Raw genomic sequence first — 13,592 nt, forward strand, 5'->3', positions numbered from 1 at the left:
CCTCTTTAAATAGCACTACGTCCTCCGGGCAAGTGCCGATAGAGGGTCGCTGGAGAAACAGAGAGCCTTTTAGCCACTTCTTCAACCGTAATATTGTTATCTTTCAGCAAAGCTTTAGCGATAATAAGATCTTCAGCTTTTAAGGAAGGTGGACGGCCCCCTACCCTCCCCAATCTTTTAGCAGCGGATAACCCGGCTAAGGTTCTCTCTTTAATAATAGAGCGTTCAAACTCGGCCAGAGAAGCAAAAATATGAAAAATCAACCGCCCGCCTGACGTGGTGGTATTAATTGCTTCAGTGAGCGATTGAAACCCTATGTCCTTGCTTTCGAGTTTTTCCACTGTTTCAATCAGCTGCTTAAGAGAACGGGCTAAGCGGTCAAGCTTCCAAACAACAAGAGTATCGCCTGAGCGCATATAATTAAGAGCAGCCGTTAATTCAGGCCTCTCTCGTTGAGCACCTGAAGCTTTCTCTGTAAAAATCTTATGACACCCAACTTCCTTTAAAGCGTCAAGCTGTAAAGATAGATTTTGGTCTTGGGTCGAGACCCGCGCATAACCAACGAGCATATTTTCCTCCTAAAACTCATCTTTAGTATATCTTTTAAGAACTTTTCTTTCAAGAAAGAGTTTTGAGAGATGAAATGATAAAAAATGAGAACCTTTTCTGCTCTTCCCCCTTCCCTCTTAGAAACGAACGTTTTTAAGAGAGCTAGAAAAACAATCTTTCTTCCCTAATACCTTTTTATAAATTGAACTTCATAACTATCTGCAAAATAGGTTAAAAATAATTTATTGTACTTATATGGATAATTATAACTTTATGTAATTTTATAACTTATCATATTTAGTCAGATCTATTTAAAATAGTACATAATTATATTTATTTAAATTAATAATTTTTCAGGATAAAAATCTATAGGCATAATTCATAATTAAATACATAACCTTGAATTAATCCTAAAACTCAATATAATAGGATTAATAAGGCTTATACATATTTATAAATTAGGATTAATTATGCCAACAAGAACTAAAGTAGCTACAGGAGGAAAAATATCTATTCCTTCTATTTACAGAAAACAATTAGGAATAAAAGATGGTGAAGAAGTCTTAATAGATATCCAAGAAGGACACATTATCATTTCCTCCTTAAAGACATCTTTATTGAAAGCCAGACAATTAGTTAGCAAATATCATTCTCCTCAAGAAAACTTAGACGATAAACTGGCCCTTAATCAGAAAGAAGAAAACAATGAGTAAAGTTATTTTAGATGCCTCAGCCCTTCTCGCCCTTATCAAGAATGAGCACGGTGCTTCTACCTTAGAAGGCCTGCTCGGTCAAATTGTTATGTCAAGCATCAGTCTATCGGAAGCAGCCACCACCCTATTCCAGTCTGAAATGGCCTTACAAGAGTGTGAAGAATACCTACTTCCCTTAATTTCTCAGCTCATTCCTTTTGATATATCTCACGCTTTACTGACAGCGAATCTGATAAAACAGCTTAAAGGTAAAGATTTACCCTTAGAAGCTCGAGCGTGTATTGCTTTAGGAATAAAGATGAGGCTTCCTGTTTATACAACTGACCACCACTTGGATGATTTAGAATTATTAGAGAGCAATATCAAGCTTGTTCGAGCGAGATTTGCCTAAAAAATTTATTTCTTCTCCTTAATTCTTGAGCAAGATAATATTCTCCTCAACTATATTTTTATTCTGGAATCAGTACTTGGAAATGAACTCCTTCATGATAAAGATAAACTACTTCAGTTGCATTATGAGGGATAAATTGATGGGTAAGCCGTAAGCCCTTTTCCCCATCAGGTTCATAAATTTTTAAGCCAAAATTGTTAATATAAGCCACTGCATCAATTGAAGTATAATTGGCATTCATGTTCCCCCCTTCATTACCATGCACATCATGAAGAGCAACCATCATCTGCTCGCCTCCTATATGATAATTAAGGAATGCATCAAAGGCCTCAGGAGAAAGACACCTTTGCCTTAATTCTTCTAGTATGGCTTCTTCTCTTTCTCCCACTGCACGAAGTACTTCTGGCAACTGTTGAGGATCCTGTTGGTTACTATCAGAATTTTGAGCAACCAGCTTATCAGAGCGAGTTTCTTGCATCCAATTGAGTTGATCGCGTTGTGCTTCATAAAGTGTATACCTGATTGCTTCTTTCACTTGTCTTGGAAGTTGCTCTGGGTTTGCTGCAGCTGACACAATTTCATTGGCAATCATAGAGCGAACAATTGGATTATCACGCTTGCTTTCTAATTTCTTGATTTCTTTATCCGCCTCCAATCCTACTGCATTAAAAAAGCATCTCATGGAAACCCCCGAAACATTTTGCTGCCTAAACCTTCTACCGTCAATCGTATAGAGTTTTTGAGGTTGTTCCTCAATAATATTGAGAGGAATACTGCGAAGATGAAGCCCGCTTATATCTTTATATCTTCTTCCAGAATCAGAAAGTTGCAAAGTATCTTTTTCTCCTGAATTCTCTATTACATTCTGAGTATGAGTTGTATTAACAAATTTTTCTTCCTTTTTCTTTTCCTTACCCTGCTCAATCTGCTTTGGATTGCTACCTACTATAGGAAAACTCAAGCTATTATCCTTATCATTTTGTCGCTGAGGAAATAATTCTAACCGACTAACTGAAGTGTTCCTACTAACAGCTGGGACGAGCTCTGGTTCCAAAGGTAAAAGACCATCTATGATCTTTTCAAGAATGTTAATAATGCCCATATAACCTTTCTTTTTATTTATTTCCTTTATGATTTCCTTAAGCCACCTATCTTGGTTCTGGAAAGCTTCTTCTCTTTGGAAAAAATTAAAAAAGAACATAAAGTTTTGGCAAACCTCAGGTCTCCTTCTAGCCTGAATGGAGGAAGCCAGATACACAATAATATCATTTCGTAGATTTTTTTCTGGAATATGATCCAACAAAGGATGAAGAATATTTACAAACTCACGCCGTTGCTCCGGAACTACTTGCCGAATAGCTTTTATTACTCTGTCCACATCATACTCTTCAGTCATATCGGAAGTTAGTAAGGGTTTAACAATATTTATAAATTCCCATCGTTGAGAGGGCTGCATTTCCCGAAGGAAGTTTATAGCATGAACCCACGCATATCTATACGCAGTAGAGAGCAGCAAAGCTTGGACGGTTTCTACAAATTCGCAACGTTGCTCAGGTTCTATTTTAAGAAAAGCTTCGATAAAAGCCGCCCGTTCAGGTACTCCCATTTGTGGAGTTAGTAGAGGTTTAATGATATCTACAAATCGACAAAGCTCCGAGAGTTCCATTTTACACAAAGCCATTATAACGATAAGCCATTCGAATTGCTCCTCCTCACGCTTCTCACGCTCCCTCTCTTCCATTTCACGCTCAAACCTATCAAATACCCTATCATTGAATTCACCCCTATTGTAATTATATATAGAGGGCATAAGGGGAGGAAGCAGGGATTGTATCTTTTCTACAAATTCACGGCGCTGTACAGGTTTTTTATCCACCAAGGCTCGCATAAATTCAGTTCTTTCAATTTCTGTCATATCGTAATCTAGCAAAAATTGGATATCCTTCACAAACTGACGAAGTTGCGAACAATTCATATGACGAAAGATCATTATAATATCAGCCCACAAATTTCCATCCATTTTGAAAGTAAGCAAAGGTTGGATGATGTCTACAAACTCACGGCGCTTGGAGGAGTGTACTTTACGAAAGGCCCCTATAACTCTCGCCCGCCCATGGTCATCCATCTTAGTAGTTAGCAGGGGTGGGATGACCTCTAGAAATTCATGAAACTCTGAAGGACCCACTTCATAAAGGGTGGTTGCTAATGCAGCCAGCTCCTCTCCCTTCATTTGGGGAGTAAGCAAAGATCGCAGAATATCTACAAAGTCACAGAGTTGCAAGAAATCAACCTTACTAAAATCATTAATAATATCAGCCTGGTACCATCCACTTATTTGAGGTAATAGCAAAGGCCTGACAATATTTACAAACTCATAAAGTTGCGAAATTTCTACCTTAAGAAAGGCTTCTATAATTCTACTACTTTTATCACCATACTCGGGGTGAAAAATTAAGGGTTGGATGACGTCTACAAACGTCTTAAGCCATGCAGGTTCTATCTTGCTCAGAGCACTTACCATATTAGATCGTTCATGTGCATCTAGAGGCAGTAAAGGTTGGATGATATTTATAAATTCCCGACATCGACAGGGGGCTACATTATTACGAAGGATTTTTATAAGGTCAACCGGCAGTTTATGGGGGTATTTTTTGTAACTCAATAAATCTTGAATAGAATTTATAAAGAAGGAACGCTCTTCCCGATCTATTTTAGCAGTACTTTCAGCTATATAAATAGTATTGTCGCTATTTAATTCCAGAGAAAGAATATTATGCAAAACCTCTTCTATTTCTTTGCTAATCTCTGGGCTTAAAACAATTTGTTTTTCCTTTATTTCATCTTTTGTAATGTTCTCTAACGTCTTTTGGCTCTGCTCAGTTTTAACTTCTTTCAATTTCTTATAAATTTCTTTTCGCAATAAACCGAGAGTGCCGTTCAAAAGATCTTGAAGTCCCTGCGTTCCAAACTTTAATTTAAGATATTCTACTTTATCCAAGGTTGTATGCTCAGAAAGATTTTGGATATAAGTATAGAGTGTTTTTAAATTTGAAATTAGAGTAGAACCCCTCCTATACCATTTTTCAAGCTCAGAGAAAGTTAAATTTTGAAAAGGCGTCTCTACCATGGATGTGTGATACTTAGCAAAGCTAGATAACATTGTGCTAAAGGAAAGAGGAAGCTCGTGAAGATGTGCGGTTTCTTGTTCTTGTCGGACAACTAGTTGCACTAAACGGTGAATAGAAAAAAAAGGATCATTGTTCTTAATCAAAGAAAAAATAGCTAGTTGACCAATTGCCTTTTGCACACCTTCCTTTTTATCTTTTTCAAAGCTTAAGAAAGGATCAATGATAATTTGATCAGGGTCTAAATAAGCAAAATACCGTAATAACTCTTTTGCCTTGTCTGAAATATGCTTGCCTGACATCTTCAGGGTCTTAGCCACCAGGTATTCATGAGATATTTCTAAGCAATCCTTAGATTCCTCCATAAACGGTGCCCTAGCGTTTTCAAAATGACTTGTGGGTTGCTCTTTAAAACTCTTGAGATAATCTCCAAACTGATAGTTTCTATCAATATTCTCTCGCATATAGCGTATATAAGAAGCGGCATGAGAGAGAGCCAAAGGAAGATATCCTAGTTCTTCGGCAATTTGTAAAGCTAAATGCTTATTCTCTTCATCCACAACAATTTGACAGGATCCAGAATTAAGGCTCTTAAATAAATAGCCAACCGCATCCTCAGGGCGGAACACATCAAGGTTAATTATATTATGCCACCCTTCTTGACAACGTGACGTCATTAAAATATGACCTTTTCTGGTGGGAATCTTATGATCTAAAAACCGGGAATCGGGAACATTATCATAAATAAGGAGATATGGTTCTTGCTTGGAAAGATGTCTGTTAACAAGGCTCAAGAGTTTGCTTAAATTGCTATCTTTTTCTACCTTAGCATCCAATAACTCTAAAAGAGTCTTATAACTTTCCTTCAGCTTGTCTTCTGTTTCCGAAGCAATCCAATAAATTAATTTATAAGCTCTATGACCTAGCGCTTCATGAGCATATTGGGCTGCAATGGATGTTTTCCCAATTCCACCCATGCCGGATAAAGCAGCTTTACTGCTCGAAGAAATAGTCACATGTTGATTTTTATATAGTTGTTCCCATAATAGCGTTAAATAACTTTTGCTTGATCTTTTAGGATAACTTTCAATCAACCCATCAATAGAAGGGGCTTCGTATAAATTATCTAAAACCTCTCCCTCCACTTTTGCCCAATGCCTTACATTTGGGTTAAGTTCTGCGGGAGCTAAGATAGGAATTGGTCTCCCAAAGTCAGCTGCTTTTTTTCTATACATTGCCGTTTTTTCTAGATCATGGCTTTCTCCTGCCGGCGCATAAAAATAATAAAGCGTATGAATGGCTTCAATATTATTCTTTTGTACCGCTTCTTCAAGAAAATGTAAGCCCGCGGAGATATCCTTTGGCACTCCAAATCCTTTCAGATAAAATGTCCCAATCCACCCCATAACATCTCGAGAAGCGGTTGGGTTTACTATGCTCATATAAAGGTTAAAGGCTTCCAGATAATTTTGCTGTGTGCCCCGTCCTTCTCGGTAACAGTCAGCTAATTCCAATAGCATGCCGTCCGTTACTTTATCGGCAGCTGTAAAAACAGCATTATAAAAACAAATAAAAGCCCAATCATTGTCGCTTGCATCTGAATAGCTCTTTCCTAACTTCCACCAATCATTGGCTGTTTGTGGTTCTTCTTTCTGGTCAAGTGGTAACAAAGTTGATTCGGGAATACTATAATCAGTAGCACCATCTAAGTGATGCCTTTTTATCCAATCGATGATTTGGCCAAATTTCCGCTCTGTAAGACGAACCCCACTCCCTTTTGTCCGCTTCTCGTCACCATTTGTATGAACGCCAATTGTGACGATGCTCTTCGAGCTTGAGTTTGTTGGAATTGGCCATTTTCGCCAAATAGCGCCTCCACTTTGTCCAGAAGAGGTGGGAATTTTATAATCAATTTTTTCAGTTTTAATCTCTGGTTTAGAAGAGCCTTCCCACATTGCAGCTGAATAATAGTCATTACTTCCTTCTTCGCCCGGATAACCAGTGACTGTAATGTTCCATTCCTGAAAGTAGGTATTAGGGGCACAGAGCAACCCAGACCATCCAATTTCATTCCCAATTGCTCGTTCTAAAATAACCATCCCAAAATCATAATCATTTCTATCGCACTTATCTCCATTCTTTAGCTTTTGATGAACCCATTCTTTTGGGCAAAGGAGAAAACATCCTTTAATATAATGGTTAAAGAGGGATTCTTTGCCTTCTCTTCCTGGGCTAAACCATACTTCAGTAGCCCATCTGCTTTTTTCACTGTACTTGTAACTATAAATATTGTGTCCTGCGGTTAACACATGGTTAGGCCCCACTAAAATACCAGAGCCAACAGATGTCTCGTTATTAAATTTCATCATTAAGTGCCCATGAACACAATAAGGCCACTTGAAAGGAGTTTTTACTTGAGACCTATTAACTACCGATACATAACTCTTTTGCTTTTGGGGTTCCTCTGGTGCATCCGTTCTATTCCTGTTTGAAAACATTGATTTTGGGGATGGTTGGTAACAAAAAGTGTATTTAACTTTTGCAGTGCCACCTACAAACGAGTCTGTTTTTTGATAATACTCAGGCTTTTTCTCTCCCTCCCCTTGTCGCAAATCACATATTTCTGAACCATATATGTCTGAAGGAAGTGCGCTATCCATGGCTTGCAAGGATAACTCCCCTGCAAGCCATAAATAAAAGACATAGCTTAACGGCGCAAATCGAAAGGAGGCGACCATACCTAGCCTCTTCTAAGCTCTAAGAATTTCTTAGCAAAATTCTTAATAACCCCCATCGGCAAGTCATGTTCTGCAGAGGCTTTCAAAATTCTAATTGTTTCTTTGTCTGTTGCCGCTAAATCAATTTTTTGCGTAATTAAAGGGTTAACACGATAGTAAGTCTCGCCCAAGAAAGTCTGCATTGTTTCATGATTTCCCCGACTGCTAGTGCTCATTAAAAGCTCAATAATATTACGCGCACTGAACAATCCGGCATCGGTTGATAAGGTTGTATGTAAAGACATATCACCCGTCCCTAAAGAGAGCACATACAGATTGTTAGGAGAGAATGTCCCACCATGTAATTCTTTAACCATACTTGCTGCTACAAGGGTTGCAGGGTTATTATTCCATATTCCCCCATCTACGAAAAAATCCGTATGAGTTGTTAACTTATAGGAAGGGAAATACGTAGGGGCCGCTGAGGTAGATCGGGCTACTTCCCATAATTTGTGTCCTTGATCGTCAGCAAAAAAACTCTTAAATAATTTTGGCTTTCCTGTGGTGGTGCAAGCTGTGACCAAGACAGGGGTGGCGGCATCTTTTAATGTATTATCTCCAAATTTAGCTTGAAGGAGCCCTTCTAAAGGTTGAGGCTGATATTTAGATCCAATGACGCCTCCTAAATTCTTCAGCCTTGCGCACCAACTCCCTTTAGGAAAAATACTATTGCCATGTTCTTCAAAAAGCGCAACTAACTCATCTGGCTCGATATTGCTTGCTATCCCCAAAGAAAGAATGCCACCAATTGACGTTCCTCCTATACAATCAAATACTTCAGAAAGCGGGCCAGTAAAGTTATCCTCACTCGTATCGCTTTCTAGTTCTTCTTTAAAAGCTTTTAACCAAAGGGCTTCCATATAGCCTCGGAACCCCCCTCCATCTAACGCTAAACCAAATTTTGGTGCAATCTCCTCATCGCCATAACTTTGCATAAGGCGATGACTAATAGGTAACTTTTCATCTTCTAATAGTATTTGGCTACTTGCTTCGGTAGGGGAAAAAATGGTATCATCTTCTTCTATTACCGGCAGAAAACCAACCAGTGGTTGCGGCAATCCTATGTTGGGAGGATTCAGATTAGACCCCATATTATCAGCAGCATAAGGGGGAACGCTTGAATAAATAGGTATATTCTCATCTTTCTCCATGGCTCTAGCAGATAGAGAAAATAGGATCATAGGAAGGATAAGTGCGTACCATGAGTTGGCAATCTTTTTAAGTAGGCTGGTCGGTTGTTGATGATATAACATGGGAAGCCTCCTTTAATATTTTAATAAATGATAACTATTACATTATCTCATGGTTTAAAACCCAATTTCTTGTTTAAAATCAAGTATTAATTAACTTTATATTGCATTAATTATTTAAATCGGCATCGTCAACTTAACTAATAAAGGGTAGATTGAGGGTGGGAACTGTCAACTTTAGACAGAAAGAAGCTGTAGAGCCGCCATCTGTGAAAGCAACCGTTGACCTGCTTCTTTTGGCGTTCCATCTCCATTGACATACATATATAATGTCGGAGTAGTAATCCCTAAGCGTTTAGCAACATCTTGAGCCACAGCTTCCTGATCTTGCATTGCCGCCATTGCCATTTTCAATAAATGGATATCCATTTTACGGGGACGACCCCCTTTCCTGCCCCGAGCCCGCGCCGCTTCTAAGCCGGCCTTTGTCCGATCGACAATAAGTTCTCGCTCAAATTCGGCAAGTGCCGCAAACATTCCGAACACTAGCTTGCCGTGCGGCGTCGTTGTATCAATTTGAGCCCCCTGCCCTGTTAAAACTTTGAAACCAATTTCTTTATTCTTCAGATTTTCAACTGTATTAATGAGATGTTTAAGATTCCGGCCTAATCGGTCCAATTTCCATACCACTAATGTGTTACCTGGTTGTAAAGCTTGGAGGCACGCATTTAATCCCGGCCGATCATCAAACCGTCCGGAGGCTAAATCTTCATAGATACGATCAGGATGGACACCGGCTTCTAACAGAGCCTCTTTTTGTAAATCTAAAACTTGACTTCCATCAGCTCGGGACACCCGCATATAACCCATAAGCATTTTTATAACTTTCTTAATGCTAGATAACTTAAAGGAAGGATACAATCTTGCTTAGATTATTTAAACGGTTTTTTTAGCGAAAAGGGATATTATTTTGATCCCTGCACAAAACTGCTAAATAAACGATCGTTTTTCTAGCGAATTCCTAGGTTAGTTGATCCCTACTCTAAGCCCTCAAAATAGAAAAAAATATCCGCACCACTAGGGCTTTGGTTACCAATTTTGAAATGTACCTAAAGAAGCTTTAGTGGCAATATTCATAATCTGTAAAATAATATCATGGTTTTTAAAGGTTACATATTTCCCTCTCTTAGCTTTCCCCGAACAAATCAAGTTTTAGCAAGAACAGCTAATGATGTTCTGCTAGAGATTTAAGAGCCTAAAATAAAATTGAACGCATTCCCAATTTATAGTAAACCTCCATTAAACGCAGAAGAAAATAAAATTAAAAATGAAAGGATTGGATAATATGAAATTAGCAGACAAAATAAAGTACTTAAAGTTGTCAGCTATTTTAGGCCCCCTCCTGATCCCAATAGTTAGCCACCCTTATGAGGCGCCCTTACCTGAATCTCATCGGTTTAGTCTAGGGAAACGACCTTATGAAGAGACCTCCCTTGGAAAAAGCAAAAAGAAGGGATCCTTAGGGGAAGAAAAGGTATCGAAACTTACTCCAAAGCCTGACCAAAAAAGAGCTCGTAGCAATCCTTCCCCCGAAACTTATTATCAGCGTGGAATTACCTGGAGTGAGAAGCAAGACCATGAGCAAGCTTTTTGCTTCTATAGAAAAGCTGCTAAAAAGGGGCACATCCAAGCACAATACAAACTTGGGAGAATGTATCAATGCGGTTTAGGCGTTAAAATGGATAATGACCGCGCCTTCTTTTGGTATGAGAAAGCGGCTAGGCAAAAATATGCGAAAGCTCGATACAGGCTTGGGAGTATGTATGAAGATGGTCTAGTTGGGCAGGATGGCGATGACTGCGATCTCCTTTGGTATAAGAAAGCGGCCAAGCAAGGATATCTAAAAGCCCAATGTCGCCTCGGACATATACTCATGAATATGCGCGAATGTGACGAAGCCGAGTCTTGGTACAAGAAAGCAGCTGAAGAAGGACACTTAGCTGCGCAATGGGCTCTAGCAGAGTACTACCGTCGGTACTGCGAACCGGAAGAGGGCAAGGAGACAGAAGCCCTTTATTGGTATGAGCAACTTGCCAAGCAAGGGTGGCTTTGGGCGCAATACGAGGTAGCTAATATATATCACCAGGGTTTAGGCGTTGAGAAGAATGACAAGCTAGCCTTTTATTGGTACGAGCAAGCTGCTAATCAAAAACACAAGTATGCACAATACGAACTAGGTAAAATGTATTGGCAAGGTTTAGGCATTGAGAAGAATGACAAGCTAGCCTTTTATTGGTACGAACAAGCTGCTAACAAAAAACAGAGCTATGCACAATACGAACTAGGTAAAATATATCACAAGGGTTTAAGGGTTAAGAAAAATGGTAAGTTAGCTATCAAATGGTATAGGAGTGTGGCTGATCAACCAGCAAGTAAATATGTGGGGAGAGACCAGAGAATTCTATACACTAAAGTTCTATATAGATTAGGCCAAGTTTATCTGAGCGGTTTAGGAAGTATCGAAAAAGATGAGAGGCAGGCCTTTCATTTTTATAAAAAAGCTGCCGAACGAGGGCATATCCACGCACAGTACCACCTAAGCAAAATCTATCTGGATGGAATAGGGGTAGAGAAGAGTGAGGACCTAGCCTCACACTGGCGCAAAAAAGCTTTTAATAAGGATTCTTCTGTTGCGGCAAATCTTGAGGCAACTCAAAAGGTGTATATCCCCTCTCACCGAGAAGCAATGAAGTGGTACAAATGGTTAGCTGAAAAGGGAGGCCCCATAGATAGAGAGAGGGCGCTCAAAGCCTTAGAGGATTATGATTCCGATTCTGAAGAAGAAGGGGAAACTTCTTCTGTCGGATTAGAAAGTTCCCAAGTTATTCCAAGTTCTGAAGAAAAGTGGGTCCCTGAGGCTCAGGCCAAAGCATCACCAACAATAACTCTAATCAAGATTCAAAAAAAACTCGCACAGCTTAACAAGCTGCTAAGCCAAAAAAAGAAGATTGATTTCTCTAAGTATCCAGAATTCCACATTGCCCTGTATCGGGGGGTCCATTACCTGCCTGAAATCTTTCACGATAAAGACAGCCGAAAAGAGTTTCGCACTAAAGATCAGGTTGGCTCAGCTTTGTTTAGTGCTACCGCCTGTTCAGCGACAGGATTAGAGTTTTTATCCTCCAAACAAGATGACTTTGAGCTTCTCGAGAGTCATGCTCAAGTCAGTACGAGGGCACTTGCTAAGTTTAAGCATTCATTTCCAAAATCCTACCATAAATTTCATGAGACCTATAGTAATAGCCATAAAGATTTCCATAAACTGCTTAAGGAGCCTTTGCTAGAAAGTAACGCTGCTGGCAGGGAGGAAAGGGCACAAGCCTTCGTTAATTATATATATTTCCTCCACCAAGAAGCTGTCAACGTCCCTAGTTTTAGAATTGAATCAGCTATTCTGAGAAACCCTCATGTCTCTTTCTCACTCATCCCTTTTCATGCAGTGAAATACGCTTTGGGAGCTAAAAGCTTTTATACTCCTACAGGAGACAAGGCTCGCCTTTTAAGGCCTGAATATGATGCTGATGGCGTGCCTAAACACTCTTACTTAGGAAAAGTTTATGTTTCTATTCTAACCTTAGAAGATTTTTTTAAACAGGACCCTTACCTGGTTCTAAGAAATCATGCTTTAGGACGGGTTAAGATAACCACGCACTATAATAATAAAATTCTTAAAGAAGATGAGGTAACCCTTTCAGGATATCTTCCAGCCAATCGGGTGATAGCAACACGTAGCATTCGATGCCCCCGCTTTGATCAAGACGCCGGATCCCTCGCTCTTTCTGATTATCAGAAGAAACATGGGATTAGTCCAAAGATATACCAGAATTATAAGAAAAAACTGGAAGGCATAAAATACCAAAAGGATAGTTTTGCAGAGTTAGAAAAGCTAACCAAAGAAGATATATTTGAAGATATAGCCACTCATCAGGATAAGGAACTTTTAAGGCTAGCTAAGGAAGAAGCTAGAAAAAGAGGGGGAGTTTTAATTTACCCTGGTTTAGACAATGATTTTGTTTTAAGACCTCTCTCTTTTCGGGCTGCTGATTATTACCGTAAAATGCAAACTGAGAAACAACCGAGAATTATTATCGACAACAATGATGGTCAAGGCCGTCTTGAACCAGAAGAACTTATTTATCTCCTTCAAAAGCTTAAGCATAATAAGTCAATTCAATATTTTAAGGTTACTGATATCGAAATTGGAGATAGAGGATTTAATCTTCTCGCTGAGATCCTGAGGGTAAACACGACTTTGACCTCTTTGCTTTTAGAAGGTACCTCGGCATCCAACATGGGTATAAAAGTTTTAGTAAATGCATTAGAGCAAAATGGTACCCTGACTGAACTCAGTCTAGCAGGGAACAAGAAGGTGGGATCCGCAATTGGAGCTCTCGCAAAGGCGCTCACATCTGCTACGCAAAATTTGAAGATATTAGATCTTGAAGATACAGGACTTACTGATCAAAATGTTGAGCCCTTAGTGAATATCTTTAAAGGACCAAAAAGAGGAAATACTAAGCTCCATCGCATTAATTTGGGGGATAATAAGATCAGTAAGGGAAAAAGAAAGCCGATAAATGGTGGTATTAAAAAAAACCTTGAGAGCTCAGCTTAGTAATTGCCTCTAAGGTAAAAAGCGAGCCTATGGGTGGATACTTATCGATTTCTGTTGCTCTCTTTACATGAGCCTTTTTACATACCACTTAAAGAGGCTCAATGAAGTACACGGACCAGAGCTCCTCTGCCCCATCTAGGGTTAGGGGGGCGGTGGTGCAATGATTTCAAAA

At 39.3% G+C, this 13,592-nt stretch carries 7 protein-coding genes; 3 read left to right on the forward strand and 4 right to left on the reverse strand.

Annotated elements, in window-relative coordinates; translation table 11 throughout:
• Positions 1-5: 5 nt before the first annotated feature.
• Entirely contained in the window at positions 6-569 is a 564-nt protein-coding gene (locus ID47_RS05185) for a recombinase family protein (protein ID WP_038464611.1), read from the reverse strand.
• Positions 570-1,019: 450 nt separating this feature from the next.
• Between ID47_RS05185 and ID47_RS05190 the strand changes: the two genes are divergently transcribed.
• Positions 1,020-1,262: an AbrB/MazE/SpoVT family DNA-binding domain-containing protein gene (locus ID47_RS05190; protein ID WP_038464613.1), complete on the forward strand. Its 243-nt coding sequence runs from the start codon at positions 1,020-1,022 to the stop codon at positions 1,260-1,262.
• On the forward strand, positions 1,255-1,653 hold the full coding sequence (locus ID47_RS05195; RefSeq protein WP_038464615.1) for a PIN domain-containing protein: 399 nt from the start codon (positions 1,255-1,257) through the stop codon (positions 1,651-1,653). The genes ID47_RS05190 and ID47_RS05195 overlap by 8 nt, the downstream gene beginning before the upstream one ends.
• A gap of 58 nt (positions 1,654-1,711) precedes the next feature.
• Here the strand turns inward: ID47_RS05195 and ID47_RS05200 are convergent, their stop codons facing one another.
• From ID47_RS05200 to ID47_RS05210, 3 genes are all read right to left on the reverse strand, one after another.
• Positions 1,712-7,516, reverse strand: coding sequence for an NB-ARC domain-containing protein (locus tag ID47_RS05200; RefSeq protein ID WP_038464617.1), 5,805 nt, complete (start codon positions 7,514-7,516; stop codon positions 1,712-1,714).
• A gap of 2 nt (positions 7,517-7,518) precedes the next feature.
• Positions 7,519-8,808: a patatin-like phospholipase family protein gene (locus tag ID47_RS05205; protein WP_038464618.1), complete on the reverse strand. Its 1,290-nt coding sequence runs from the start codon at positions 8,806-8,808 to the stop codon at positions 7,519-7,521.
• Positions 8,809-8,982: 174 nt separating this feature from the next.
• A complete protein-coding gene (locus ID47_RS05210) occupies positions 8,983-9,621 on the reverse strand; it encodes a recombinase family protein (RefSeq protein WP_038464619.1) in 639 nt (212 codons plus the stop codon).
• A 469-nt stretch (positions 9,622-10,090) separates the two neighbouring features.
• Between ID47_RS05210 and ID47_RS05215 the strand changes: the two genes are divergently transcribed.
• The gene (locus ID47_RS05215) at positions 10,091-13,420 is read left to right on the forward strand and encodes an SEL1-like repeat protein (RefSeq protein ID WP_038464620.1); all 3,330 of its coding nucleotides are present in this window, start codon (positions 10,091-10,093) and stop codon (positions 13,418-13,420) included.
• Positions 13,421-13,592: the final 172 nt, after the last annotated feature.

Origin of the sequence: Candidatus Paracaedibacter acanthamoebae (assembly GCF_000742835.1) — a bacterium.
GTDB lineage: Bacteria > Pseudomonadota > Alphaproteobacteria > Paracaedibacterales > Paracaedibacteraceae > Paracaedibacter > Paracaedibacter acanthamoebae.

Bases quoted from the DNA above. Each gene is read 5' to 3' on its own strand.
- ID47_RS05190 (WP_038464613.1), top strand. From the start codon at position 1,020: ATGCCAACAAGAACTAAAGTAGCTACAGGAGGAAAAATATCTATTCCT.
- ID47_RS05215 (WP_038464620.1), top strand. From the start codon at position 10,091: ATGAAATTAGCAGACAAAATAAAGTACTTAAAGTTGTCAGCTATTTTA.
- ID47_RS05185 (WP_038464611.1), bottom strand. From the start codon at position 569: ATGCTCGTTGGTTATGCGCGGGTCTCGACCCAAGACCAAAATCTATCT.
- ID47_RS05200 (WP_038464617.1), bottom strand. From the start codon at position 7,516: ATGGTCGCCTCCTTTCGATTTGCGCCGTTAAGCTATGTCTTTTATTTA.
- ID47_RS05210 (WP_038464619.1), bottom strand. From the start codon at position 9,621: ATGCTTATGGGTTATATGCGGGTGTCCCGAGCTGATGGAAGTCAAGTT.
- ID47_RS05195 (WP_038464615.1), top strand. From the start codon at position 1,255: ATGAGTAAAGTTATTTTAGATGCCTCAGCCCTTCTCGCCCTTATCAAG.
- ID47_RS05205 (WP_038464618.1), bottom strand. From the start codon at position 8,808: ATGTTATATCATCAACAACCGACCAGCCTACTTAAAAAGATTGCCAAC.